Source organism: Streptomyces silaceus, from assembly GCF_001419745.1.
GTDB lineage: Bacteria > Actinomycetota > Actinomycetes > Streptomycetales > Streptomycetaceae > Streptomyces > Streptomyces silaceus.
The window spans coordinates 1-24,196 of the sequence record NZ_LIRJ01000292.1; the positions used below are offsets into that span (position 1 = coordinate 1).

General features: G+C 70.4%; 22 protein-coding genes and 1 tRNA gene. 7 read left to right on the forward strand and 16 right to left on the reverse strand.

Annotated features, from left to right (window positions below; translation table 11 throughout):
* Positions 1-25: 25 nt before the first annotated feature.
* From AOK22_RS25580 to AOK22_RS25595, 4 genes are all read right to left on the reverse strand, one after another.
* The gene (locus AOK22_RS25580) at positions 26-1,078 is read right to left on the reverse strand and encodes an ABC-2 transporter permease (protein WP_055701071.1); all 1,053 of its coding nucleotides are present in this window, start codon (positions 1,076-1,078) and stop codon (positions 26-28) included.
* An 86-nt stretch (positions 1,079-1,164) separates the two neighbouring features.
* Positions 1,165-2,019, reverse strand: coding sequence for a cytochrome c biogenesis CcdA family protein (locus tag AOK22_RS25585; RefSeq protein ID WP_055701072.1), 855 nt, complete (start codon positions 2,017-2,019; stop codon positions 1,165-1,167).
* A complete protein-coding gene (locus AOK22_RS25590; RefSeq protein ID WP_055701073.1) occupies positions 2,016-2,795 on the reverse strand; it encodes a DsbA family protein in 780 nt (259 codons plus the stop codon). The genes AOK22_RS25585 and AOK22_RS25590 overlap by 4 nt, the downstream gene beginning before the upstream one ends.
* Positions 2,796-2,856: 61 nt before the next feature.
* The gene (locus AOK22_RS25595) at positions 2,857-3,288 is read right to left on the reverse strand and encodes a hypothetical protein (RefSeq protein WP_055701074.1); all 432 of its coding nucleotides are present in this window, start codon (positions 3,286-3,288) and stop codon (positions 2,857-2,859) included.
* Between the two features lie 83 nt (positions 3,289-3,371).
* Between AOK22_RS25595 and hrpA the strand changes: the two genes are divergently transcribed.
* The 3 genes from hrpA to AOK22_RS25610 all read left to right on the forward strand — a co-directional run bounded on the left by hrpA (position 3,372) and on the right by AOK22_RS25610 (position 8,221).
* On the forward strand, positions 3,372-7,343 hold the full coding sequence (hrpA, locus tag AOK22_RS25600; RefSeq protein ID WP_055701075.1) for an ATP-dependent RNA helicase HrpA: 3,972 nt from the start codon (positions 3,372-3,374) through the stop codon (positions 7,341-7,343).
* Positions 7,344-7,451: 108 nt separating this feature from the next.
* Positions 7,452-7,526, forward strand: a tRNA-Asp gene (locus AOK22_RS25605).
* A gap of 377 nt (positions 7,527-7,903) precedes the next feature.
* Positions 7,904-8,221 carry a DUF6274 family protein gene (locus tag AOK22_RS25610; RefSeq protein ID WP_055701076.1) on the forward strand — a complete coding sequence of 106 codons (318 nt, stop codon included), beginning with the start codon at positions 7,904-7,906 and terminating at the stop codon, positions 8,219-8,221.
* Positions 8,222-8,709: 488 nt separating this feature from the next.
* On the opposite strand, the gene bldC is transcribed toward AOK22_RS25610, so the two are convergent.
* On the reverse strand, positions 8,710-8,916 hold the full coding sequence (gene bldC, locus AOK22_RS25615; protein ID WP_003949541.1) for a developmental transcriptional regulator BldC: 207 nt from the start codon (positions 8,914-8,916) through the stop codon (positions 8,710-8,712).
* A gap of 514 nt (positions 8,917-9,430) precedes the next feature.
* The gene (locus AOK22_RS25620) at positions 9,431-10,261 is read right to left on the reverse strand and encodes a DUF8083 family protein (RefSeq protein ID WP_055701077.1); all 831 of its coding nucleotides are present in this window, start codon (positions 10,259-10,261) and stop codon (positions 9,431-9,433) included.
* 219 nt (positions 10,262-10,480) lie between these two features.
* On the opposite strand from AOK22_RS25620, the gene AOK22_RS25625 reads away from it, so the two are divergent.
* Together AOK22_RS25625 and AOK22_RS25630 are read left to right on the forward strand one after the other, a co-directional pair.
* The gene (locus AOK22_RS25625) at positions 10,481-11,563 is read left to right on the forward strand and encodes a Leu/Phe/Val dehydrogenase (RefSeq protein ID WP_055701078.1); all 1,083 of its coding nucleotides are present in this window, start codon (positions 10,481-10,483) and stop codon (positions 11,561-11,563) included.
* A 311-nt stretch (positions 11,564-11,874) separates the two neighbouring features.
* Positions 11,875-12,126 (forward strand): DUF3073 domain-containing protein, encoded by a 252-nt coding sequence (locus AOK22_RS25630; protein ID WP_055701094.1) that lies wholly within the window; start codon positions 11,875-11,877, stop codon positions 12,124-12,126.
* A gap of 132 nt (positions 12,127-12,258) precedes the next feature.
* On the opposite strand, the gene purM is transcribed toward AOK22_RS25630, so the two are convergent.
* Together purM and purF are read right to left on the reverse strand one after the other, a co-directional pair.
* Positions 12,259-13,332, reverse strand: coding sequence for a phosphoribosylformylglycinamidine cyclo-ligase (purM, locus tag AOK22_RS25635; RefSeq protein ID WP_055701079.1), 1,074 nt, complete (start codon positions 13,330-13,332; stop codon positions 12,259-12,261).
* A 37-nt stretch (positions 13,333-13,369) separates the two neighbouring features.
* Positions 13,370-14,896: an amidophosphoribosyltransferase gene (gene purF / locus AOK22_RS25640; RefSeq protein WP_055701080.1), complete on the reverse strand. Its 1,527-nt coding sequence runs from the start codon at positions 14,894-14,896 to the stop codon at positions 13,370-13,372.
* Between the two features lie 206 nt (positions 14,897-15,102).
* Here purF and AOK22_RS43890 point away from each other — a divergent pair, with 206 nt between their 5' ends.
* Positions 15,103-15,198 carry a putative leader peptide gene (locus AOK22_RS43890; RefSeq protein WP_341845603.1) on the forward strand — a complete coding sequence of 32 codons (96 nt, stop codon included), beginning with the start codon at positions 15,103-15,105 and terminating at the stop codon, positions 15,196-15,198.
* A 105-nt stretch (positions 15,199-15,303) separates the two neighbouring features.
* Entirely contained in the window at positions 15,304-16,746 is a 1,443-nt protein-coding gene (locus AOK22_RS25645) for a sulfatase family protein (protein WP_079036804.1), read from the forward strand.
* 37 nt (positions 16,747-16,783) lie between these two features.
* Here AOK22_RS25645 and AOK22_RS25650 read toward each other — a convergent pair whose 3' ends face one another.
* From AOK22_RS25650 to purS, 8 genes are all read right to left on the reverse strand, one after another.
* Entirely contained in the window at positions 16,784-17,668 is an 885-nt protein-coding gene (locus AOK22_RS25650) for an META domain-containing protein (RefSeq protein ID WP_063795329.1), read from the reverse strand.
* 95 nt (positions 17,669-17,763) lie between these two features.
* Positions 17,764-18,558 carry a maleylpyruvate isomerase family mycothiol-dependent enzyme gene (locus AOK22_RS25655; protein ID WP_055701082.1) on the reverse strand — a complete coding sequence of 265 codons (795 nt, stop codon included), beginning with the start codon at positions 18,556-18,558 and terminating at the stop codon, positions 17,764-17,766.
* 10 nt (positions 18,559-18,568) lie between these two features.
* Positions 18,569-19,210 (reverse strand): TetR/AcrR family transcriptional regulator, encoded by a 642-nt coding sequence (locus AOK22_RS25660; protein ID WP_055701083.1) that lies wholly within the window; start codon positions 19,208-19,210, stop codon positions 18,569-18,571.
* 30 nt (positions 19,211-19,240) lie between these two features.
* Positions 19,241-20,101 (reverse strand): M23 family metallopeptidase, encoded by an 861-nt coding sequence (locus tag AOK22_RS25665; RefSeq protein WP_055701084.1) that lies wholly within the window; start codon positions 20,099-20,101, stop codon positions 19,241-19,243.
* Between the two features lie 85 nt (positions 20,102-20,186).
* Positions 20,187-20,693: an ArsR/SmtB family transcription factor gene (locus AOK22_RS25670; RefSeq protein WP_055701085.1), complete on the reverse strand. Its 507-nt coding sequence runs from the start codon at positions 20,691-20,693 to the stop codon at positions 20,187-20,189.
* Positions 20,694-20,817: 124 nt separating this feature from the next.
* Positions 20,818-23,067 (reverse strand): phosphoribosylformylglycinamidine synthase subunit PurL, encoded by a 2,250-nt coding sequence (gene purL / locus AOK22_RS25675; protein WP_055701086.1) that lies wholly within the window; start codon positions 23,065-23,067, stop codon positions 20,818-20,820.
* On the reverse strand, positions 23,067-23,747 hold the full coding sequence (gene purQ, locus AOK22_RS25680) for a phosphoribosylformylglycinamidine synthase subunit PurQ (RefSeq protein ID WP_055701087.1): 681 nt from the start codon (positions 23,745-23,747) through the stop codon (positions 23,067-23,069). Before purQ ends, purL begins: the two co-directional genes overlap by 1 nt.
* Positions 23,744-24,007: a phosphoribosylformylglycinamidine synthase subunit PurS gene (purS, locus tag AOK22_RS25685; RefSeq protein WP_055701088.1), complete on the reverse strand. Its 264-nt coding sequence runs from the start codon at positions 24,005-24,007 to the stop codon at positions 23,744-23,746. Before purS ends, purQ begins: the two co-directional genes overlap by 4 nt.
* Positions 24,008-24,196 lie beyond the last annotated feature (189 nt).

The window sequence follows — 24,196 nt, forward strand, 5'->3', positions numbered from 1 at the left end:
GCGCAGCACCCCAAGGCGCAGTCGCCTACGCCCCCGCGTGGGCCGGTGCGGAGACACGGCCCCCCGGGTGCCGGTGGCGCCAGAGCCAGAAGGTCGCGGAGGAGAGGAGGGCCCAGGCCCCCAGGACCAGGAAGGGGAACACATGCTGGTGGGCGCCGAAATAGACCGCCGTGTGCTGTGCGTTCACCGACGCCCCCGGCGGCAGCCACCGCCCGATGTGCCCCAGCACGGACGGCAGCAGCGGCCACGACACCGCCCCGCCCGACGACGGATTGCCGAGCAGCACCATCAGGCCCCACGTCGGAATCATCGCCCAGCGCCCGAACAGCGTGTTGAACATCGTGAAGACCATCCCCGACGCGAACATCGTGAGCGCCAGGATCAGCCAGGACTCCACGAACGGCAGGTCCACCGCCCCCAGCCACCAGTCCACGACGGCCGCGATGACGAACCCGCCGAGCAGCGCGTAGAGCGCCGTGAACCCGATCCGTTCCGCGGGATTCAGCCCCCGCGCGTGCACGCTGAGCTGAATCGCCCCGACGAACCCGATGATCACCGCGGCCAGCGAGATGTAGAAGATCGCGAGCCCCCGCGGATCCCCCGCCTGCAACGGCTTGATGTCCTTCACCGTCACCGGCACCCCGACCTCCGCCCCCACCTTCGGCGCGGTCTCCGCGAGCACCTGGGCGACCGAGGCGCCGGACGCCCCGGAGACGTCGAGGGCGACCCGGTCGCCGGAGCCCGCGTCGAGGACCGCGAAGACCTTCTGCTCCTCCACGTCCCGCCGGGCCCCGGCCACGCTGTCGTACCGGTGCACCTCCAGCGAGGCGTTCAGCGCCTTCTCCATGCCGTCGAGGAACGCCTTGCCCCGCGCCGTGTCGTGCGCGCCGACGACGGCCGTGGGGATGCGGTGGGGCGTCGGGTTCGCCATGGAGTACGTGTACGAACCCGCGAAGAGCCCCGCGGCCGCCGCCAGGATGAGCACCAGCACGGACGCGGGCAGGAACGGCGACCGCTTGAAGGCGTCCCACCGCTCCCGCCTCGTGGGAACCCGCCCGTGCGCACCATGATCAGACATATGACCACGCTAAAACACCTAAAAGGGACGCACCCGCGCAGGAGGGACTGACCCGCACAGGGGGGACTCACGCGGACAGGAGTGACTCACCCGTGCAGGTCGGCCTCCGCGCCGCCCCGCTCCCGGCTCCGCCGCCACCCCCGCACCGCGAGCACCACGCCCACCAGCGCCACGACGGCGATGAGGAGCACCGCGTCCGGCACCGACCGCCCGAGGCGTCCGGCCCACTGCTCCACCGCGAACGAGTCGTCCACGTCCAGCAGACCGGGCAGCGCCGTCGTCCCGTCGTAGGCGAGGAAGAGCGCGCCGAGCCCGATGAAGAAGAGCCCGGACAGGAGCGAGGTGGTGTGCAGCTCGAAGCGGCCCACCGTGAACGTGCGCCCGCGCAGCCACCGCCGCCGCCCCAGGTCGAACCGCTCCCAGAGCAGCGCGAGCAGGAAGAGCGGCACGGCCATCCCCAGGCCGTAGACGGCGAGCAGCAGCCCCCCGTACACCGGGCTCCCGCTCACCGCCGCGACCGTCAGGACGCTGCCGAGGATCGGCCCGGCGCAGAAGCCGGCGAGCCCGTACACCGCGCCGAGCGCGTACACGGAGAACGCGGTGGTCGGCCGGATCCGGCCGGACAGCTCGGCCATCTTCCGCGAGGCGAACCCCATGCCGAGGATCTGCAGCGCGCCGAGCCCGATGATCAGCCAGCCGGCGGCGAGGACCAGCTGGTCGCGGTGGCCGAAGAAGAACCGCCCGGCGAACGAGCCGGCCGCGCCGAGCGGCACCAGCGTGGTGGCGAGCCCGGCGTAGAAGATGCCGGTGCGCGCGACCAGCCGGGACGCCGAGTCGATCGAGTAGGCGAAGAAGGCCGGCAGCAGCAGCGCGCTGCACGGGCTGACCAGGGCGAGCAGACCGCCGAGGAAGGCGGCGAAGTACCCGACGTCGGCGGTCACTTGTCCGCCGCCTTCGACCGGCCCTTCGCGCTCTTGGCCGCCGCCTCGATCGCCTGGTCGAAGACCTCGTCGGGCTGCGCGCCCGAGATGGGCCGCCCGTTGACGAGGAAGGACGGCGTCGACGTGGCGCCGAGGCCGTACGCCTCCTCCTGGTCCTTCTTCACGGCGGCCTTGGCCGCGGCGCTGTCCGCGTCCTTCACGAAGCGGCCGACGTCCTTGACCCCGGCGTCCTTCGCGAGCTCCTTGAGCCGGTCCTCGCCGAAGCCCTTCTCCTTGGACCCATCGGCGTACGCGGCCTCGTGGAACTGCCAGAAGCGGCCCTGCTCGCCCGCCGCCCACGCGCCGCGCGCGGCCCGCTCGGAGTCCTCGCCGAAGATCGGGAAGTTGCGCCACTCGATGCGCAGGGTGCCGTCCTCGACGTACTTCTTCACGAGGCCCGGCTCGGTGTCGCGGGCGAACTTGCCGCAGAAGCCGCACTTGAAGTCGGCGTACTCGACCATCACGACGGGCGCGTCGGCGCGGCCCTGCGCGAGCGGGTCATCGGCGTCGCGCCGCGCGAGCTTCTCCAGCTCGGGGTAGACCCCGGCCTGCTGCTCGGTGGAGGGCGCCGCGCCCGCGGCCTCCTCCTTCACGGTGCCGGTGGAGTCGTCGGGCTTGGTCGCGGTGTACGAGGCGAGCCCGAGCAGCACGGCGGCGACGGCGACACCCGCGCCGATGGCGATGTTGCGGCTCTTCTTGTTGCCGTTCCGGCTCTTCTGGTTGTCGTTCGTGGGCATCAGAGCGATCTCTCTTGTCCTGTTGTACGTCGATGAAGGGGCCCCTGAGGTCAGGGGCCTCCTACACGCGCAGGATCGAGAGATCTATCGGCGACGGCGGGTCGAGCGCGGGCGGCGCGCGGCCCGGTGCCGTCGCGAGGACGGCCTGGTCGACGCCCCACGCGCCGGGCGCGGCGTGCGCGTCGTACAGCGCGGGAAGCAGTTCGTACGCGGCACCGGAGCGGGCCGGGGTGCCCGGCACGTGGTCCGCGTCCTGGCGGCCGCCCTTGCCGCAGCCGGGCACGCCGTGGCCGTCGGGCTCCTGGGCGAGGGGCACGTCGTCGGCCGCCGCGGGCGGCGCCACCGGCACCGTCACCGCGGGCACGGCCGCCGCGGGCGCCGTGGCCCCGGCGGGGCCCGCCAGCGCCGTCGCGGGACCGGCGCAGAACACCCCGAGCACGACGAGCAGCACCCCCAGGAGGGGGCGCCACGGCGTACGCGCACGGGAGAGCATGCCCAGAAGCGTACGTGCCGCGGCGCCCCGCCAGAGAAATCGGTTCGCCACCGCCGAGGCGCGGGTGAGATCCTGGACGGCGTATGTCTACGCAGCCCGCCCTCACCTTCGACGCCCTCGCCCCCCGTCTGTCCGAGCTGTCGCTGCGCGACGAGCACCGGATCGGCCGGCGGCTGGAGGGCGCGCGCCGGATCCGCAAGCCCGAGGCCCGCGCCGCCGTCCTCGCCGAGATCGCGGCGGACGTGGACAAGGCCGGGGCGAGGATGGCCGAGCGCGGCTCCCGCGTGCCCGCGGTCACGTACCCCGAGCAGCTCCCGGTCAGCCAGAAGAAGGACGAGATCGCCGAGGCGATCCGCGACCACCAGGTCGTGATCGTCGCGGGCGAGACCGGCTCCGGCAAGACCACGCAGATCCCCAAGATCTGTCTGGAGCTCGGCCGGGGCGTGCGCGGCATGATCGGCCACACGCAGCCGCGCCGCATCGCCGCGCGCACGGTCGCCGAGCGCGTGGCCGACGAGATGAACACGCCGCTGGGCGAGGCCGTCGGCTGGAAGGTCCGCTTCACCGACCAGGTCAACCAGGACGCGACGTTCATCAAGCTGATGACGGACGGCATCCTGCTCGCCGAGATCCAGACGGACCGCGAGCTGCGCGCGTACGACACGATCATCATCGACGAGGCCCACGAGCGCTCGCTCAACATCGACTTCCTGCTCGGCTACCTGGCCCAGCTGCTGCCCAGACGCCCGGACCTCAAGGTCGTCATCACCTCCGCGACGATCGACCCCGAGCGGTTCTCGCGGCACTTCGGGGACGCCCCGATCGTCGAGGTCAGCGGCCGGACGTTCCCTGTGGAGGTGCGCTACCGCCCCCTCCTCGAAGAGGACTCCGAGGACTCCGACCGCGACCAGATCACCGCGATCACCGACGCCGTCGAGGAGCTCCAGGCCGAGGGCAAGGGCGACATCCTCGTCTTCCTCTCCGGCGAGCGCGAGATCCGCGACACGGCGGACGCGCTGAACAAGAAGAACTACCGCTTCACCGAGGTCCTCCCGCTCTACGCCCGGCTCTCGCACGCCGAGCAGCACCGCGTCTTCCAGCAGCACACGGGACGGCGCATCGTCCTCGCGACGAACGTCGCGGAGACCTCCCTGACCGTCCCCGGCATCAAGTACGTGATCGACCCGGGCACGGCCCGCATCTCGCGCTACAGCCACCGCACCAAGGTGCAGCGCCTGCCCATCGAGGCGATCAGCCAGGCCAGCGCCAACCAGCGCAAGGGCCGCTGCGGGCGTACGTCGGACGGCATCTGCATCCGCCTGTACAGCGAGGACGACTTCCTGGCCCGTCCGGAGTTCACGGACGCGGAGATCCTGCGGACGAACCTCGCCTCCGTCATCCTCCAGATGACCGCGGCCGGCCTCGGCGACATCGAGAAGTTCCCCTTCATCGACCCGCCGGACCACCGCAACATCCGCGACGGCGTCCAACTGCTCCAGGAACTGGGCGCGTTGAACCCGGCGGAGAAGGACGTCCGCAAGCGCCTCACCCAGCAGGGCCGCAAGCTCGCCCAGCTGCCGGTCGACCCGCGGCTGGCCCGCATGGTCCTCGAGGCCGACAAGAACGGTTGCGTACGCGAAGTGATGGTGATCGCCGCGGCGCTCTCCATCCAGGACCCGCGCGAGCGCCCCGCCGAGAAGCAGGCCCAGGCCGACCAGCAGCACGCCCGCTTCAAGGACGAGACCAGCGACTTCCTCGCCTTCCTGAACCTGTGGCGGTACGTCCGCGAGCAGCAGAAGGAGCGCGGCTCGTCGTCCTTCCGCCGCATGTGCAAGGCGGAGTACCTGAACTTCCTGCGCATCCGCGAGTGGCAGGACATCTATACGCAGCTGCGCACGGTCGCCAAGCAGATGGGCATCCACCTCAACGAGGACGACGCCCCCGAGCAGCACGTCCACATCTCGCTCCTGTCCGGCCTGCTCTCCCACATCGGGATGAAGGACGTGAAGGAGTCCAAGGACAGCGACCCCAAGCAGCGCGGCGGGCGGAACGAGTACCTGGGCGCGCGCAACGCGAAGTTCGCGGTCTTCCCCGGTTCGGCGCTCTTCAAGAAGCCCCCGCGGTTCATCATGTCCGCGGAGCTGGTGGAGACCTCCCGCCTGTGGGCCCGGGTCAACGCGCGGATCGAGCCCGAGTGGGTCGAGCCGCTCGCCCAGCACCTCCTGAAGCGGACGTACAGCGAGCCGCACTGGGAGAAGGACCAGGCGGCCGTCATGGCGATCGAGAAGGTCACGCTGTACGGCGTCCCGATCGTCACCGACCGCAAGGTGAACTACGGCCGCATCGACCCCGAGGTCTCCCGCGACCTGTTCATCCGCAACGCGCTGGTGGAGGGCGACTGGCGCACGCACCACAAGTTCTTCGCCGCCAACCGCAAGCTCCTCACCGAGGTCGAGGAGCTGGAGCACCGCGCGCGGCGCCGCGACATCCTCGTCGACGACGAGACGCTCTTCGACTTCTACGACCAGCGGGTGCCCGAGCACGTGGTGTCCGGCGCGCACTTCGACTCCTGGTGGAAGAAGAAGCAGCGCGAGGAGCCCGAGCTGCTCGACTTCGAGCGGTCGATGCTGATCAACGAGAAGGCGGGGGACGTCTCCAAGGACGACTACCCCGACTCGTGGCGTCAGGGGCAGCTCAAGTTCCGGGTGACGTACCAGTTCGAGCCGGGCGCGGACGCGGACGGCGTGACCGTCCACATTCCGCTCCAGGTCCTGAACCAGGTCACGGACGAGGGCTTCGACTGGCAGATCCCGGGCCTGCGCGAGGACGTGGTCGTCGAGCTGATCCGCTCCCTGCCCAAGCCGATCCGGCGCAACTACGTGCCGGCGCCGAACTTCGCCAAGGCGTTCCTGGAGCGGGCCGTGCCCCTCCAGGAGCCGCTGCACGTCACGCTGGCGCGCGAGCTCCAGCGGATGGTCGGCGTGCCGGTCTCGCCGGACGACTTCGATCTCACCCGCGTGCCGGACCACTTGAAGGTGACCTTCCGGATCACCGACGAGCGGCGCCGCAAGCTCGCCGAGGACAAGGACCTGGAGGCGCTGAAGCTCCGGCTGAAGCCGAAGGCCCGCAAGGCGCTGTCCCAGGCGGCCGCGGCGACGGCGGAGCGGTCGGGCGGCGCGGCGGTGGAGCGGTCGGGCCTCACGGACTGGTCCATCGGCACGCTCACGCGCGTCTTCGAGACGCGCAGGGCGGGCCAGCCGGTGAAGGCGTACCCGGCGCTCGTGGACGACGGCGACACGGTCTCCGTACGCCTCTTCGACACCGAGGCGGAGCAGGCGCGGGCGATGTGGCGCGGCACGCGCCGGCTGATTCTGCGCAACATCCCGGTGAACCCGGCCAAGTTCGCCTCGGACAAGCTGTCCAACCAGCAGAAGCTCGCCCTGTCCGCGAACCCGCACGGGTCCATGCAGGCGCTCTTCGACGACTGCGCGACGGCCGCCGCGGACAGGCTGATCGCGGACTTCGGCGGGCCCGTCTGGGACGAGGAGTCGTACCGCAAGCTCTTCGACAAGGTGCGCGCGGAGATCGTCGACACGACCGTGAAGGCGGTGGCGCAGACCCAGCAGGTCCTGGCCGCCTGGCAGGCCTGTGAGCGCCGCCTGAAGGCGACGAACAGCCCGGCGCTGCTCGCCAACCTCGCGGACGTACGGGAGCAGCTGAACACGCTCATCAAGCCGGGCTTCGTGACGGAGACGGGCCTGCGACGGCTGGCGGACCTGATGCGGTACATGGTGGCCGCGGACCGTCGACTCCAGCAGATGCCGACGAACGTCCAGCGGGACACCACGCGCATGGAGAAGGTCCGCGAGATGCGGGACGAGTACCTGTGGCTTCTGGAGCAGATGCCGCAGGGCCGGCCCGTGCCGCAGGAGGTCCTGGACATCCGCTGGATGATCGAAGAGCTCCGCGTCAGCTACTTCGCGCACGCGCTCGGTACTGCGTATCCCGTCTCGGACAAGCGCATCGTGAAGGCGATCGACGCGGCCGTGCCGTAGCCGTAGCGCTGTGACGACCCCGTCGCTCAGCGTGAGTTCGACCGGCGGGCCCGAGCTGCTGTACAGTCCTTCTCGCAGCGCAACGCAGCAATAAGCGCCGCGAAGCAAGGTCCTGTGGAGCAGTTTGGAGTGCTCGCCACCCTGTCAAGGTGGAGGCCGCGGGTTCAAATCCCGTCAGGACCGCAGTAAAGGAACGGGCCGCATCAACACGATGCGGCCCGTTCTTCGTATCCCCTCACACACCCCGCCCGACGCACGCCGGACCCCGCACATGCGGGACGTCATCAACCGCCACAACACGGAGGCCGCGCCCGCGGCGCAGCCGCAATCGGACACAGCAAATCCCGTCAGGACCGCAGTAAAGGAACGGGCCGCATCAACACGATGCGGCCCGTTCTTCGTGCCCCCTCACACGCCCCGTCCGACGCACGCCGGACCCCGCACACGGGCCGTACCCCCTGAGGGTGCGGCCCGTTGTCGTGCTCGCACCTTGACTCCGTCACATTCCGCCGGTACCCCAGACAGCAGGGAGCCGCGGGAGGCTCCTCTGGAGGTGACGCATGTCCGCTTCTTCGGCATCCGTTCGGCACGAGACGCGCGCCCTGCTCCGCGCACACCTCGCGGCAGCCACCAGCTACCGCCATCTGACGCGCCACTGCCCGATCTGCCATCAACTGCTCAGGCTCGCCCTGGAGCCCTCTCAGCACGGCCCAGGCGAGCGCGAGACGCCCGAGGCCGCGTTCGTCCTGGAGAACGCCGTGCGAGGGCCCTCAGACGACGACTCCGGCGCCGGCGACACGGGCGGGGGCACGACGGGCGACAAGACCGGCGACACGGCCGGAGGCACGGCCGGGGACGAAAGTCCCCCCAAGGCGTGACCAAAGCCGACGCGCACCCCTCCTCGTGGGTGGGAGGCTGAAAGCCGCGGGGCCCGCGGAGCGCCAAGTCCCCTCTAGCGCAAGGGCGTCGGGCGCTACAAGATTCACGGCATGTGACGGGTGTCACCGAACAAGTTTTGGGAACCCCGGAACTTACGCCCTCCCTACAATGGGCCAATTTAATATGTGCAATTGCACGACCCTCACAGCGCTCACCACGCAGCCCCTCAGGGACCCCCCAGAGACCAACAAGGGCGCTCACGGACCCGCCCACCAGCGCGTCCTCGGCGCACAAAAAAGATCGCGCTGGACCCGGCGGAGTCCAGCGCGATCGAACGACGCACCCATGTGTCTCAGGCGTGGACCCCGTTGGGGCGGGACCCTCGTCGCGTGTAGCTATATGTCGGACGTACGGCCAGGTTGGGGGACCCGGCAGCAGTGGTGCTCTTCGCCCGAGTTGTGCGGGTTACTGCTGGTTAAGCGGTACTTCAGGCCTCGCTGCGCTGCTGCGGGATACCCGCGAGCAGTGCGCGGACCTCGGCCTCGCGGTAACGGCGGTGCCCGCCGAGCGTGCGAATCGACGTGAGCTTGCCAGCCTTGGCCCAGCGCGTCACCGTCTTGGGGTCGACGCGGAACATCGTGGCGACCTCAGCCGGGGTCAGCAGCGGCTCGGCATCAGGGGTGCGAGCGGTCATGAGCGGCCTCCTCGGGAGAACCGAACCTTCTCGGTTCATTCCTCTAAATTCTGCACCTTGACCCGCGTTGCCCGAAATGGCGGACGCGAGTCGAGTCGGTTATAGGACGAACGGCTTGTCCTCGGCACTACAACTACACCATCCGTCCAGCCGCGTCGGCCAAACCGATGGAATTGCCCTCCCAGGTGTTCATCACCGACGGAAGCCGATGGACCATGCCATAGCGGACAGTCACGCCACAGTGACGATCAGTCACAGAGCGATCAGGAGTCAACAGACCCCCCATAGAGTGCAATGCTGAGCAATCCGCCCGTAGTTGGGCGGAAGGAGCCCTCCCCGGACTCCTTGTCCTATTTTGGCACGAGGAGGGGCGATGGGCGCAAGGGCGCAGTAAGTGCGGTCCATCACGCTTGAGGCAAAAGCCCGGATCGGGACCTACGTCCCGTCACCGGGTGACCACGGACCCGCGACATGCGTGACCCGCGCCTCACGAGCTCCGGAAGAACCGCGGTCCTCAGTTCGCGTACTGAAGGTCCCGCACCGCGCGCCAGCGCTCCACGAGCCTCGCATACGCCTCGCCGGCCGCCTCGCCGTCGCCGTCGCGCAGCGCCTCGATCCCCTCGGCGACGTCCGCCGCCGAGTGGTCCTCGTCGAGTTCGTCGGCCGACAGCGCGTGCACGAGCCCGCCGTAGTCGATCTCGACCAGCGAGCGCGGGTGGAACTCCTCCAGCCACCGGCCCACGTCCACGAGCCCGTCGATCAGCGGCGCCTCGTCCAGCGCCTCCCGCAGCGCCTTCAGACCGCGCGCGACCCGCCGCCGCGCCTGCACCATCGGGGTGCGGTACCGCAGGGCGGGCGCGCTCTTCTCATGGCTGCGCTCCTCGTCCGAGACGAGCACGAACCAGTGCAGCGGCACCTGCCACGTCGAGGTGCGGATCCAGGGCCGGGCGTCGGGGTTGCGGGCCAGCCACCGCTCGTAGTCCGCGGCCGTCTGGCGGCGCAGCACCGGCGGCAGCACCGCGTCCAGGACCGGCGCCGGCAGCTCGTCCGCCAGCTCCTCCATCGCCTGCCAGCCGCGCAGCCGGGTGCGCCACGGGCAGACGCACAGCACCCCGTCGACCTCCACGACGAAGGCGTCGCCGCTCTCGTGCACGGGCACGGGCACGGGCGGGGTCGGCACCAAGTCGGCCAGCGAGCGCCGGAGTTCGTCCTGGTAGGAGGGGAGGTCGGGGCGGCGGGCATAGCGCGTCCAGTGGCCGCGCTCCGGCTCGGGGAAGGCGGCCAACGGCTCGTACACACGCAAGTAGGACGCGTACGGGACCGTCACCGATGACACCTTGGGCACGGCTGCTCCCTCCCCCGCGTACCGGCCGGAAAACCCGGAAGGCACGGGACAGCGTGTCATGGCCGAACTCCATCGCTCCCCGCCGTACTCCGCCCGAGGGTGATCCTCGGCACGGGGAGGTCAAGGACGGTGGACAGGCTCTAGTCTCATGCCCAACGGGAGCCCGCCACCCTCACGGGACCCCGTCCAACCGCCGCTCTTCGACCGGGAGTCACCACAGTGACCGCAGCAGACAACGGCGTCCTGCACACCCTGTTCCACTCGGACCAGGGAGGCCACGAGCAAGTAGTGCTCTGCCAGGACCGCGCCAGCGGCCTCAAGGCCGTCATCGCCCTCCACAGCACCGCCCTGGGCCCCGCCCTCGGCGGCACCCGCTTCTATCCGTACGCGACCGAGGAAGAGGCCGTCGCCGACGCGCTGAACCTCGCACGCGGGATGTCCTACAAGAACGCCATGGCCGGCCTGGAGCACGGCGGCGGCAAGGCCGTGATCATCGGTGACCCCGAGCAGATCAAGAGCGAGGACCTGCTCCTCGCCTACGGCCGCTTCGTCGCCTCCCTCGGCGGCCGCTACGTGACGGCCTGCGACGTCGGCACCTACGTCGCCGACATGGACGTCGTCGCCCGCGAGTGCCGCTGGACCACCGGCCGCTCCCCCGAGCACGGCGGCGCCGGCGACTCCTCCGTGCTCACCGCCTTCGGTGTCTTCCAGGGCATGCGGGCCTCGGCCCAGCACCTGTGGGGCGACCCGACGCTGCGCGGCCGCACGGTCGGCGTCGCGGGCGTGGGCAAGGTCGGCCACTACCTCGTGGAGCACCTGCTGGAGGACGGCGCCGACGTCGTGATCACCGACGTGCGCGGGGAGTCCATCCGCCGGATCACCGACAGGCACCCGCAGGTGCGCGTCGCCGCGGACACCGAGGCGCTGATCCGCCTGGAGGGCCTCGACATCTACGCCCCCTGCGCGCTCGGCGGCGCCCTGAACGACGACACGGTGCCGGTGCTCACCGCGAAGGTGGTGTGCGGCGCGGCCAACAACCAGCTGGAGCACCCCGGCGTGGAGAAGGACCTCGCCGACCGCTCGATCCTGTACGCACCCGACTACGTGGTGAACGCGGGCGGCGTGATCCAGGTCGCCGACGAGCTGCACGGCTTCGACTTCGACCGGTGCAAGGCGAAGGCGTCGAAGATCTTCGACACCACGCTGGCCATATTCGCTCGCGCAAAGGAAGACGGTATTCCGCCGGCCGCCGCGGCCGACAGGATCGCCGAGCAGCGGATGGCGGAGGCGCGCGGACGCTGACCTTCCGGACGCCCTCGGAACGGCACGCGACGCTTTGACAGGGCCCCGTCGACGTACACGAGAGACAAGACTCACCCCCGTCGGCGGGTCGCCCGACAAGAAGAGGTTAAAATCGCAGTTGACCAGCGAGGACGGGGCTCCTCGCGGGTTGTGCGCCGAGGCGCGTCCTGCGGGCGACGTACCGTATGGCCGCAGGAGCAGGTACCGTGGAAGCCCTACGGACCGGTCTCTCCACGGAGAGCCCGTTCCAGATCATGAACGCGTGTCAAGACTCTGGGGCCGTCGAGCCCCGTATCCGAGGGGGTCGAGCCATGGGGCGCGGCCGGGCAAAGGCCAAGCAGACGAAGGTCGCCCGCCAGCTGAAGTACAGCAGCGGCGGGACGGACCTTACGCGTCTGGCCAATGAGCTGGGCGCTTCGACTTCGCAACAGCCGCCGAATGGCGAGCCGTTCGAGGACGACGACGAGGAAGACGACCCGTACGCCCAGTACGCGGATCTGTACAACGACGACGAGGACGAGGACGACGAGTCCGGTCCGTCGTCGCAGCGCCGCGGCGCTTGACCTCGTTGCATTCGCTGCCTTCGCGGCGAGCGCAGGATTCGCAGTTCTCGTAGCAACTGCACTTCACCCGGTCCGGGGTGGTCACCACGCCGGACCGGGTTTTGTGCTGCCCCGAAGGGCAGCACCGCCGTCCTACTTGGCGTAGTCACCGATGAGCTCGGCACCGGTGGCGTGGTCGCCGCGGTCCGTGATCTCGCCCGCGACCCAGGCGTCCACGCCGCGGTCCGCGAGGGTGGTGAGCGCCGCGTCCGCCGACTCCTCGGGGACGATCGCGATCATGCCGACGCCCATGTTCAGCGTCTTCTCCAGCTCCAGGCGCTCGACCTGACCGGTCCTGCCGACCACGTCGAAGACCGCGCCCGGGGTCCACGTCTCGCGGTCGACGATCGCGTGCAGGCCGTCCGGGATGACCCGGGCGAGGTTCGCCGCGAGGCCGCCGCCGGTGATGTGGCTGAAGGCGTGGACGTCCGTGGTGCGGGTGAGCGCCAGGCAGTCCAGGGAGTAGATCTTGGTGGGCTCCAGGAGCTCCTCGCCGAGCGTGCGGCCGAACTCCTCGACCTCACGGTCCAGGGCCCAGCCCGCGCGGTCGAAGACCACGTGACGGACCAGCGAGTACCCGTTGGAGTGAAGACCCGACGACGCCATGGCGATCACCGCGTCACCCTTACGGATGCGATCCGGGCCGAGCAGACGGTCGGCCTCGACCGCCCCCGTGCCGGCGCCCGCGACGTCGAAGTCGTCCGGGCCGAGCAGGCCCGGGTGCTCGGCGGTCTCGCCGCCGACCAGCGAGCAGCCCGCGAGGACACAGCCCTCGGCGATGCCCTTCACGATGGCGGCGACGCGCTCCGGGTGGACCTTGCCCACGCAGATGTAGTCGGTCATGAAGAGCGGCTCGGCACCGCACACGACGATGTCGTCCATGACCATCGCGACGAGGTCGTGGCCGATGGTGTCGTAGACGCCCATCTGGCGGGCGACGTCGACCTTCGTGCCGACGCCGTCGGTCGCCGAGGCGAGCAGCGGGCGCTCGAAGCGCTTGAGGGCGGAGGCGTCGAAGAGGCCGGCGAAGCCGCCGAGACCGCCGAGGCCGGCGACCTCGGGGCGCTGGGTCTTCTTGACCCATTCCTTCATGAGCTCGACGGCGCGGTCGCCCGCTTCGATGTCTACGCCTGCGGCCGCGTAGCTGGCACCAGTGGTCTCAGACATGAGGGGTGAGAACTTTCGTGTCGTTACTACGTGGGGCTTACGGGCGACGGATCGCGTCGGCCGCTGCCGTGGCGGCGGGGCCCGCCGCCAGCTCCGTCTCCAGGAGCTGCTTGCCGAGCAGCTCGGGGTCGGGCAGCTCCATCGGGTACTCGCCGTCGAAGCAGGCCCGGCAGAGGTTCGGCTTGTCGATGGTGGTGGCCTCGATCATGCCGTCGATGGAGATGTACGAGAGGGAGTCGGCGCCCAGTGACGTGCCGATCTCCTCGATGGTCATGCCGTTGGCGATCAGCTCGGCGCGGGTCGCGAAGTCGATGCCGAAGAAGCAGGGCCACTTCACGGGCGGGGACGAGATCCTGATGTGGACCTCGGCGGCGCCGGCCTCGCGGAGCATCTTGACCAGGGCGCGCTGGGTGTTGCCGCGGACGATCGAGTCGTCGACGACCACCAGGCGCTTGCCCTTGATGACTTCCTTGAGGGGGTTCAGCTTCAGACGGATGCCGAGCTGGCGGATCGTCTGCGAGGGCTGGATGAAGGTGCGGCCCACGTAGGCGTTCTTCACCAGGCCCGCGCCGAAGGGGATGCCGGAGGCCTCCGCGTAACCGATCGCGGCGGGGGTGCCGGACTCGGGCGTCGCTATGACGAGGTCGGCCTCGACGGGAGCTTCCTTGGCGAGCCTGCGGCCCATCTCGACGCGCGAGAGGTAGACGTTCCGGCCCGCGATGTCCGTGTCGGGGCGCGCCAGATAGACGTACTCGAAGACACAGCCCTTGGGCTTCGCTTCCGCGAATCGGGACGTTCGCAGTCCGTTCTCGTCGATGGCGACGAACTCGCCCGGCTCGATCTCGCGGACGAAGCTGGCGCCGCAGATGTCGAGGGCCGCGGACTCCGACGCCACGACCCAGCCGCGCTCCAGGCGGCCGAGGACCAGCGGGCGGATGCCCTGCGGATCACGGGCGGCGTACAGCGTGTGCTCGTCCATGAAGACGAGGGAGAAGGCGCCCTGCACGTCCGGGAGGACCTTGGCGGCGGCTTCCTCCAGGGTCAGCGGCTTGCCGTCGTCGTCCGTCTGCCCGGCCAGGAGCGCCGTCACCAGGTCGGTGTCGTTGGTCGCGGCGACCTGCGTCGCGCGGCCGTTCTCCTTGGGCAGGTCGGCGACCAGCTCGGCGAGCTGGGCCGTATTGACGAGGTTGCCGTTGTGCCCGAGCGCGATCGAGCCGTGCGCGGTCGCACGGAACGTCGGCTGGGCGTTCTCCCAGACGGAGGCCCCGGTGGTCGAGTAGCGGGCGTGACCGACCGCGATATGACCCTGGAGCGAGCCGAGAGAGGTTTCGTCGAAGACCTGGGACACGAGGCCCATGTCCTTGAAGACGAGGATCTGGGAGCCGTTGCTGACCGCGATTCCCGCGGATTCCTGACCCCGATGCTGGAGGGCGTAGAGCCCGAAGTACGTGAGCTTTGCGACCTCTTCGCCCGGAGCCCAGACACCGAAGACGCCACACGCGTCCTGGGGGCCTTTCTCGCCGGGGAGCAGATCGTGATTGAGTCGACCGTCACCACGTGGCACGGCACCGAGTGTAGGCGAGATCGACCACTGGTCCGAATTGGGGATACGGAACCTGTACGGACCGTGATCGTGGCGGGGGTCGGCCCAAGGGGCGTCCGGGGCGTGCGCCCGGGGACGGCCGGGGCGCGCACGGAGTACGAAGCCCGTGTGAACAGGCGGGCCGTTTCGTTGACACGTACACGAAGGCTCGGTCAGGCTCCTGGCCCATGCAGCCCCTCGGTGGCCCGTCGGTCACGCTCGTGGAGCGCCGCCACGTCGACCTGGTCCGTGTCGCGAGCGCCATCTGTCGTCGCGCCGCCTGACCACTCGCTCCCGCTGCTGCTTCTTCCTTCTGGTTCTTCCTTTTCCTCCCTCTTCCTCGGGTACGTGACGCCGTGGTGCGCCGTGCCCCGTTCAGGAGCGCCCCCGTGTCCCGTCACCCGTCCCCGCTGTCCCGGCGCGCCTTCGGCGGCGTCGTCGGCGCCTCCGCGGCCACCGCCGCGATCGGGCTGCCCGCCGCCGAGGCCGAGGCCCGGGCCCCCGTCCGGGAGAAGCCGTTCGAGGCCGCCCCGCACCGCCGCGCCAAGCGGCCCAACATCCTCTTCATCCTCGGGGACGACCTCGGGTGGGCCGATCTGTCGTCCTACGGATCGCCGCACATCAAGACCCCGAACCTGGACCGGCTCGCGCGCCAGGGCGTGCGGTTCACCGACGCCTACTCCGGGTCCGCGACCTGCTCGCCCACCCGCTTCAGCCTGTACACGGGCCGCTTCCCGGGGCGTACGAAGGGCGGGCTCGCCGAGCCGATCGCGGACAAGTCGGTGGGCCTCGAACCGACGCATCCCACGCTCGCCTCGCTGCTGCGCGACGCCGGGTACGCGACCGCGCTGATCGGCAAGTGGCACTGCGGCTATCTGCCGGACTACTCCCCCACCAAGTCGGGCTGGGACGAGTTCTTCGGGAACTTCGGCGGGGCCCTGGAGTACTACTCGAAGCTGGGGCTCGGCGGCGAGTACGACCTGTACGCGGGCGACGTCCGGGAGGGCGACGCCGAGTACAAGGACCTGCGGTACTACACGCGCATCCTGACCGAGCGCGCCAGTGAGTACGTGCGGCGCGACCACGGGGACAGGCCCTGGCTGCTCAACCTCAACTTCACGACCCCGCACTGGCCGTGGATCGCGGACGGCGACGAGGAGGAGAGCGCCGAGATCGTCCGCCGGATCAAGGCGGGCCAGAAGGGCGCGCTCTGGCACCAGGACGGCGGTTCCGTGGAGAAGTACACGGAGATGGTGCAGGACCTGGACCGGTCGGTCGGCGAGGTGCTGCGCGCCCTGAAGAAGTCCGGGCAGGAGCGGGACACCCTCGTGTTCTTCGCCTCCGACAACGGCGGCGAGCGCTTCTCGTACAACTGGCCGCTGTCCGGCAACAAGAGCTCGCTCCAGGAGGGCGGGATACGGGTGCCGACCATCGTGCGGTGGCCGGCGCGGCTCGACGGCGGGCAGGTCAGCCACGAGCCCGTCTACACGCCGGACTGGACGGCGACGCTCCTGGAGATCGCCGGGGCCCGGCCGCACGCGGCGTACCCGCTGGACGGGACGAGTCTCGCCCCCTATCTGCTCAAGGGCGCGCGCGTCCCGGAGCGCGAGCTGTTCTGGCGGGTGCGCGGGGAGCGCGCGCTGCGGCGCGGCAACTGGAAGTACTACCGGGGCAAGGGCGGCACGGACCAGCTGTTCGACCTCGCGGCCGACCGGCGCGAGCAGGCCGACCGGGCCGCCGCCGAGCCGGAGCTGCTCGCGGAGCTGAGGGCGTCGTGGGAGCGCACGGACAAGGGACTGCTGCCGTACCCGGCCCGGGACGGGGGGTCCTGAGCCGGGTACGCGACCGGGTGGGCCGGTCGGACGGCCGCTACTTCTTCGCGTCCTTCTCGGCGTCCTTCTTCGTGTCCTTCTGGGCGCCCTTCGGCTCGGCCTTCGCGAGGATCACCGTGCCGTCCTCCGCGGTGAGCCTCAGCGCGTCCTGCTTCACCTCGTAACGCGCCGTACCGCCGAAGAGCTTGAGCAGCTTGCGCTCGGTCGTCATCGCGTCACCCGGGCACATCTTCCGGGTGGTCGCGGGGGCGCCGAAGGTGATGCGGCCGTCCTTGCTCTCGGCCTTGGCGGAGACGTCGTTGCAGCCGAGGTTGCCGCGGACCTTGCCGTCCTTGCCGAAGGTGAGGTGGACCGTGCCGGAGAGCTTCTGCGGCAGGGTCGCGACCGCCTTGCCGTCGCCGACGCCGTTCACCGTCCACTTGGTGCCGGTGAGCGGGGCGTCGGGCTCCGCCGGCTGCGAGGTGAAGTCCACGCGGTCTCCCTTGGCCGTGGTGAGGGTCAGCCGGTCGCCGTCGACCTTCGCGGTGAACTTCTGCTTGCCGAGGGCGCGCGTGAGGTTCTCCTCGAACTTCATGCGGCCGCCGTCGGTGCAGGCCATGTTCGTCATCTGCGCCTTGCCGAAGTCCAGGGTGTTGCCCTGGACGGACACGTCGGAGCCGACGCGGTTGCAGCCGTAGCTGCCGCCGGCCCGCCCGTCCTTGCCGATCTCCAGATAGGCGCCTTCGGGGGCGTCGTGCTTCTGTCCGCCCACGGTGAGGCTGTCGACGTTCCACCGGACGCCGGTGAGGGGCAGCTCGGTCTCCACGGATCGGCCACCGGAGCCGCCTTCGGAGCCGGCTCCCGACTCGGTGCCGCATGCGGTGAGCAGCAGCCCGGCGGAGGCCAGCGCGGTCAGGGTGAGGGTCAGACGCTGCGTGTGCATGGCAATGTGACGGAGCATGTGGGGGGTTCGGTTCCATCGGGCCGCCCCGCCACGGCCGGGGACCCGCTCCCCGGCCGCCGTGCTCCGCCGCGGGATCAGCCCATGAGCGGCAGCAGCCCGGACAGGTCGGCCCGCTCGCCGCTGGCGCTGACCTGCGCCGCGTCCAGGGCCGTCGCCCAGTCCGTACGTCCCGTCGCGAGGCGGATCCACGTCAGCGGGTCGGTCTCGACGACGTTGGGCGGGGTGCCGCGGGTGTGCCGGGGTCCCGCCACGCACTGCACGACCGCGTACGGCGGGACGCGCACCTCCGTCGACGCGCCCGGCGCCTTCACCGCGAGGGCGTCGGCGAGCAACCGGGTGCAGGCGGCGAGGGTCTGCCGGTCGTGCGGCACGTCGAGGCCGGGCACCGCGTCGTTCAAGTCGTCGGTGTGGACGGTCAGTTCGACGGTACGGGTGACCAGGAAGTCGGCGAGGGTCATGACGCCGACGCGGGAGGGCACCAGGCGGTCGTCCGGCGCGGCGGGCAGGGAGGCCTCGATGCCGGCCAGCGTGCGGGCGAACAGCTCGTCGAGGTCGGCGCCGTCGGCGAGCGCGCGGGTGTCCTCGTCGACCTGGCCGGCGACGGTGGCGGTGGCGAACGGCCAGTCCAGGAGCGCGACTTCGTGCCGGTCGGGCTCCGGCATGCCGAGGTAGCGGTGGACGGTGGCGAGCACCATCGTCAGGTGCGCCGCCAGTTCGCGCACGGTCCAGTCGCCGAGGCGCGTGGGGCGGGCGAGCTGCTCGGGCGTGAGGGTGCGGACCGCCTCGCGCACGTTGCCGTACTGCGCGAGCACGGCGGTGCGGATCTTGGCGGAGTCGTACGCGCGCGTGCGCTTCTTGGCCGGGGGCATGGTGCCGAGCCTAGGACGTGGCCGGGTAGCCCTGCAGTCCCTTTTCGACCAGGTCGAAGGCGCGCTCGGCGAGGGCCGCGCAGTCGTCGGCCATGTCCTCGGCGGTGTCCCCCGCGAGGAGCCTGCGGTAGTTCTCCAGGATCACCGCGTCCCGCGCGGCGACGAGCTGGTGGGCGGCGACGCCCGCGAGGAGGCGGTCGCCGGTCTCCTCGGCGAGGACCTCGGCGAGAAGTTCGACGCCGCGCATCTGGAAGATCAGGGTGCGGCGCGTCAACGCGGGCGAATCGCTGATGAGCTGGCGCACCTGGAGCAGGCGGGGGTCGTCGGAGAGGCCGATCGAGGGGTCGCGCTCGGCGACCTTGGCGAGGAACTGCCGGCGCAGCGCGGCGACCGCGGACTCGCCGGGCGCCCGGTCGCGCACCGCGTCGGCGGCGTCGGCGACGTGTTCCTCCATCGGGCCGAGGAGCACGTCCTCCTTGGTGCCGAAGTAGTTGAAGACCGTCATCTTCGAGACCTCGGCGGCTGCGGCGATCTCCGCGACGGAGACCTTGTCGAAGCCGCGTTCCAGGAAGAGGTCGAGCGCGGTCCGCCAGATCCGCATCGCGGTCTGCCGCTTCTTGCGCTCGCGCAGCCCCAGACGTTCCTCAGCCATTTCCGCACTGTACGCCGCCCGCGACGGCGCCTACGCCGCGGCTTCCCCGGCGGCCGTGACGCCCACGGGAACCGCGGCCGTGAAGACCTCGCGGTTGGCGGGCACCCCGACGCCGCGCCAGGTGAAGGGGATGCCCTGGGCCGTGTTCAGGTCGGGGCCGTCCATCAGCTGGAAGTGCACGTGCGGCTCGGTGGAGTTGCCGGAGTTGCCGCACTGGCCGAGCACCTGACCGGCGAGGACCTTGTCGCCGGCGCGGACCTGGAGCGAGCCCTTCCGGACGTGCGCGTACGCGGCGTACGTGCCCTCTCCGAGGTCGAGGATGACGTGGTTGCCGACGATGCGGCGGGTGCCGCCGACGCTCCGGCCGATGCCCTCGATCAGCCAGAAGTACAGGACTCCGATGAGGGAGCTGCGGCTGAGGTGGTCGCGCTGGCCGTCCTCGGCGTGCACGACGGTGGCGTCGGCCACCGCGTACAGCGGCGCCCCGAAGGCGGGAAAGTCCTGGTTGCGCCAGGCGATGGGCCAGAACCAGACCGGCTGCGGACGGCCGCGCCCCGGCTCATCGGACTCGGCCGTGATGTCGATGGCGTACGTCTGGCCGAGGTTGTGGGTGCCGTGGCTCGGCACCTTGTCGGCGGGGCTGTTGAGGGCGGACCAGCGGCCGGCGACCGGGGGCGCGACCTCGACCGGCGCCGGGGGTTCGGTCTCGATGCGCCGGCGCGCGGAGCGGGACATCACCACGCCGATGGCGACGGCGCCGAGCAGGGGCAGCCAGCCCAGCCAGTAGTTGTACGGCAGGTCCACGAAGTGCTGGACCACGAACTGGACAAAGAAGATCAGCCACAGCACACGCCGGGCCAGCGCGGCGAGCGAGCGTTGACGTACGGACACGACTTCCCCCTGGTACGGAACTTGTACGGAAACGCGAACGGAAACGCGAACGGGAACGCGAACGGGAACGCGTACGGAAAAACGGTCAGGACACGGGACGCGCGGCCGTGAGCACCACGAGCAGCGGGACCACCCGTCCGGCGGGGACCTCGTAGCGGCCGCGCTCCGCGCTGTGCAGCCAGCCCGCGCCGGTCAGTTGGCGCAGGTGGTGGTAGATCTGGCCGGTCGTGCCGACGTCGTCGAGCGCGGCCAGCTCGGCGGCGGTGCGCAGGCCGCCGAGGATCTCCCGCAGCAGCCGCAGCCGCACGGGATTGCCGAGCGCGGCGAACGACTCGGCGGCCTCGGACCAGTCGCCCTCAAGGAGGGTCTCGGTGTGCAGGCCGTACTGCCAGTCGTACCGGTGGCCCGTCGGCACCCGCACCGCTCCGGTGAACAGGACCGCGCCGGCGGCGTCGTCCGTCACCGGGTGCCGCGCCTTCAGTGCGTCGAGGGCCCAGAAATCGCCCTCACCCACGGCGGGCGCGGCCGGACCCGCACCCTCCAGCTCCGCCACGCGCCGTTCGAGTGCGGCGACACGCTCTTCCAGATCCATGACGCGAGATTACGTAATTACGTAACTACGTGCAAGCCCACCGGGTCACGACGCCACGAGGGCCCCCGGGAACGACGAAGCCCCCGTCCGGACCAGGTCCGAACGGGGGCCGCGACAGGAACCGTCAGGCGAAGAGCCCCGGCAGCGTCGCCTCGTGCGCCTCGCGCAGCTCGCTCAGCGGCAGCGTGAACTCGCCCTGCACCTCCACCGCGTCGCCGTCGACGACACCGACGCGCGTGACGGGCAGACCCCGCGCCCCGCACATGTCGGTGAAGCGCAGCTCCTCGCTGCGCGGCACGGACACGACCGCGCGGCCCGCCGACTCGGAGAAGAGGAGGGTGAACGCGTCCAGACCGTCCGGCACGACCAGGCGTGCGCCCTGCCCGCCGCGCAGGCAGGACTCGGTGACGGCCTGCACGAGACCGCCGTCCGACAGGTCGTGCGCGGCGTCGATCATGCCGTCGCGCGAGGCCGAGACGAGGATCTCGGCGAGCAGCTTCTCGCGCGCCAGGTCGACCTTGGGCGGCAGACCGCCGAGGTGGCCGTGGACCACCTGCGACCAGGCCGAGCCGCCGAACTCCTCGCGCGTCTCGCCGAGCAGGTAGAGGAGCTGGCCCTCTTCCTTGAAGGCGATCGGCGTGCGGCGCGCGACGTCGTCGATCACACCGAGGACGGCGACGACCGGCGTCGGGTGGATCGCCGCCTCGCCCGTCTGGTTGTAGAGCGAGACGTTGCCGCCGGTGACCGGGGTGCCCAGCTCCAGGCAGCCGTCCGCGAGGCCGCGGATGGCCTCGGCGAACTGCCACATGACGTCCGGGTCCTCGGGCGAACCGAAGTTCAGGCAGTCCGAGACCGCGAGCGGCTTGGCGCCGGACGCGGCCACGTTGCGGTACGACTCTGCGAGCGCGAGCTGCGCGCCCGTGTACGGGTCGAGCTTCGCGAACCGGCCGTTGCCGTCGGTGGCGATGGCGACGCCGAGGCCCGTCTCCTCGTTGACCCGGATCATCCCGGAGTCCTCGGGCTGCGCGAGCACGGTGTTGCCCTGCACGAAGCGGTCGTACTGGTCGGTGACCCAGGACTTGGCGGCCTGGTTCGGGGCGGCGACCAGCTTGAGGACCTGCTCGCGCAGCTCGTCCGCGTTCGCCGGGCGGGCCAGCTTGTTCGCGTCGTCGGCCTGGAGGGCGTCCTGCCAGGACGGACGGGCGTAGGGACGCTCGTAGACCGGGCCGTCGTGCGCGACCGTGCGCGGGTCGACGTCGACGATCTTCTCGCCGTGCCAGAAGATCTCCAGGCGGTCGCCGTCGGTCACCTCACCGACGACGGTGGCGATGACGTCCCACTTCTCGCAGATCTCCAGGAAGCGGTCGACCTTGTCGGGCTCGACGACGGCGCACATGCGCTCCTGCGACTCACTCATGAGGATCTCCTCGGGAGTGAGCGTGGAGTCGCGCAGCGGCACGTCGTCCAGCTCGACGCGCATGCCGCCCGAGCCGTTGGACGCCAGCTCGGAGGTCGCGCAGGAGAGACCGGCCGCGCCGAGGTCCTGGATGCCGACCACGAGCTTCTCGGCGAAGGCCTCCAGGGTGCACTCGATGAGGAGCTTCTCCTGGAAGGGGTCGCCGACCTGGACGGCCGGACGCTTCGACGGCTTGCTGTCGTCGAAGGTCTCGGAGGCCAGGATCGAGGCACCGCCGATGCCGTCGCCACCCGTGCGGGCGCCGTACAGGATGACCTTGTTGCCCGGCCCTGACGCCTTCGCGAGGTGGATGTCCTCGTGCCGCATCACGCCGATGGCGCCGGCGTTGACCAGCGGGTTGCCCTGGTAGCAGGCGTCGAAGACGAGCTCGCCGCCGATGTTGGGCAGGCCCAGGCAGTTGCCGTAGCCGCCGATGCCCGCGACGACTCCGGGGAGCACGCGCTTGGTGTCGGGGTGGTGGGCGTCGCCCATGCGCAGCGGGTCCACGACCGCGACCGGGCGGGCGCCCATCGCGATGATGTCGCGGACGATGCCGCCGACGCCGGTGGCCGCGCCCTGGTAGGGCTCGACGTAGGAGGGGTGGTTGTGCGACTCGACCTTGAAGGTGACCGCGTAGCCCTGGCCGACGTCGACGACGCCGGCGTTCTCGCCGATGCCGACGAGCATCGCGTCGTTCTCGGGGGCCTTCTCGCCGAACTGCCGCAGGTGGACCTTGCTGCTCTTGTACGAGCAGTGCTCGGACCACATGACGGAGTACATGGCGAGCTCGGCGCCGGTCGGGCGGCGGCCGAGGATCTCGCGGACGCGCGCGTACTCGTCTTCCTTCAGGCCCAGTTCGGCCCAGGGCAGCTTGACGTCGGGCGTCTCGGCCGCGTGCTTGACGGTGTCCAGAGTCATCAGGCGTTGACCAGCTTCTTCAGGATCGAGGTGAAGAATCCGAGGCCGTCGGTGCGGCCGGTCCCGACCAGCGGCTCCACGGCGTGCTCGGGGTGCGGCATGAGGCCGACGACGTTGCCCGCCTCGTTCGTGATGCCGGCGATGTCGCGGAGCGAGCCGTTGGGGTTCATGTCGAGGTAGCGGAAGGCGACGCGGCCCTCGGCCTCCAGCATGTCCAGCGTGCGCTCGTCGGCGACGTACCGGCCGTCGATGTTCTTGAGCGGGACGGAGATCTCCTGGCCGACGGTGTAGTCGGCGGTCCAGGCGGTCCGGTCGCTCTCCACGCGCAGCTTCTGGTCGCGGCAGATGAAGTGCAGGTGGTTGTTGCGCAGCATCGCGCCCGGCAGGAGGTGCGTCTCGGTGAGCACCTGGAAGCCGTTGCAGATGCCGAGGACCGGCATTCCGGCCTTCGCCTGCTCGATGACGGACTCCATCACCGGCGAGAAACGGGAGATGGCACCCGCCCGCAGATAGTCGCCGTAGGAGAAACCGCCGGGCAGCACCACGGCGTCGACCTGCTTGAGGTCCTTGTCCTTGTGCCACAGCGGCACGGCTTCGGCGCCGGCGACGCGGACGGCGCGCTGGGTGTCGCGGTCGTCGAGGGTTCCGGGGAAAGTGACGACTCCAATTCGAGCAGTCACTTCGCGGCCTCCTCGGCCTTCTCCAACTTTACGACGAAGTCCTCGATCACCGTGTTGGCGAGGAAGGTTTCCGCCATCTCGTGGATACGGGCGAGGGCCGCGTCGTCGACGGGCCCGTCCACCTCGAGTTCGAAGCGCTTTCCCTGACGTACGTCGGAGATGCCCTGGAAACCGAGGCGCGGCAGTGCACGCTGCACCGCCTGGCCCTGGGGGTCGAGGATCTCCGGCTTGAGCATGACGTCGACTACGACGCGTGCCACTGGCACTCCCGGTGTGTGGTGCTGGCGTGTGCTGCTTGCGGTGTGCTGAGCAGGTTCCTTCAGACTACCGGCACAAAATTTCTACTCGCGTAGATTCGTAGCAACCTACGTGATGACGGTCACGTTCCGGTGCCCAAACAGGTTTCGAACGGGGCACCTTCACGAAGAATCCAGGAAAAGATCACGGAT

Bases quoted from the DNA above. Each gene is read 5' to 3' on its own strand.
- AOK22_RS25590 (WP_055701073.1), bottom strand. From the start codon at position 2,795: ATGCCCACGAACGACAACCAGAAGAGCCGGAACGGCAACAAGAAGAGC.
- AOK22_RS25610 (WP_055701076.1), top strand. From the start codon at position 7,904: ATGTCCGCTTCTTCGGCATCCGTTCGGCACGAGACGCGCGCCCTGCTC.
- AOK22_RS25580 (WP_055701071.1), bottom strand. From the start codon at position 1,078: ATGTCTGATCATGGTGCGCACGGGCGGGTTCCCACGAGGCGGGAGCGG.
- AOK22_RS25630 (WP_055701094.1), top strand. From the start codon at position 11,875: ATGGGGCGCGGCCGGGCAAAGGCCAAGCAGACGAAGGTCGCCCGCCAG.
- hrpA (WP_055701075.1), top strand. From the start codon at position 3,372: ATGTCTACGCAGCCCGCCCTCACCTTCGACGCCCTCGCCCCCCGTCTG.
- AOK22_RS25595 (WP_055701074.1), bottom strand. From the start codon at position 3,288: ATGCTCTCCCGTGCGCGTACGCCGTGGCGCCCCCTCCTGGGGGTGCTG.
- AOK22_RS43890 (WP_341845603.1), top strand. From the start codon at position 15,103: ATGCAGCCCCTCGGTGGCCCGTCGGTCACGCTCGTGGAGCGCCGCCAC.
- purL (WP_055701086.1), bottom strand. From the start codon at position 23,067: ATGACTCTGGACACCGTCAAGCACGCGGCCGAGACGCCCGACGTCAAG.
- purM (WP_055701079.1), bottom strand. From the start codon at position 13,332: ATGTCTGAGACCACTGGTGCCAGCTACGCGGCCGCAGGCGTAGACATC.
- AOK22_RS25655 (WP_055701082.1), bottom strand. From the start codon at position 18,558: ATGCCCCCGGCCAAGAAGCGCACGCGCGCGTACGACTCCGCCAAGATC.
- AOK22_RS25660 (WP_055701083.1), bottom strand. From the start codon at position 19,210: ATGGCTGAGGAACGTCTGGGGCTGCGCGAGCGCAAGAAGCGGCAGACC.
- AOK22_RS25650 (WP_063795329.1), bottom strand. From the start codon at position 17,668: ATGCACACGCAGCGTCTGACCCTCACCCTGACCGCGCTGGCCTCCGCC.
- bldC (WP_003949541.1), bottom strand. From the start codon at position 8,916: ATGACCGCTCGCACCCCTGATGCCGAGCCGCTGCTGACCCCGGCTGAG.
- AOK22_RS25670 (WP_055701085.1), bottom strand. From the start codon at position 20,693: ATGGATCTGGAAGAGCGTGTCGCCGCACTCGAACGGCGCGTGGCGGAG.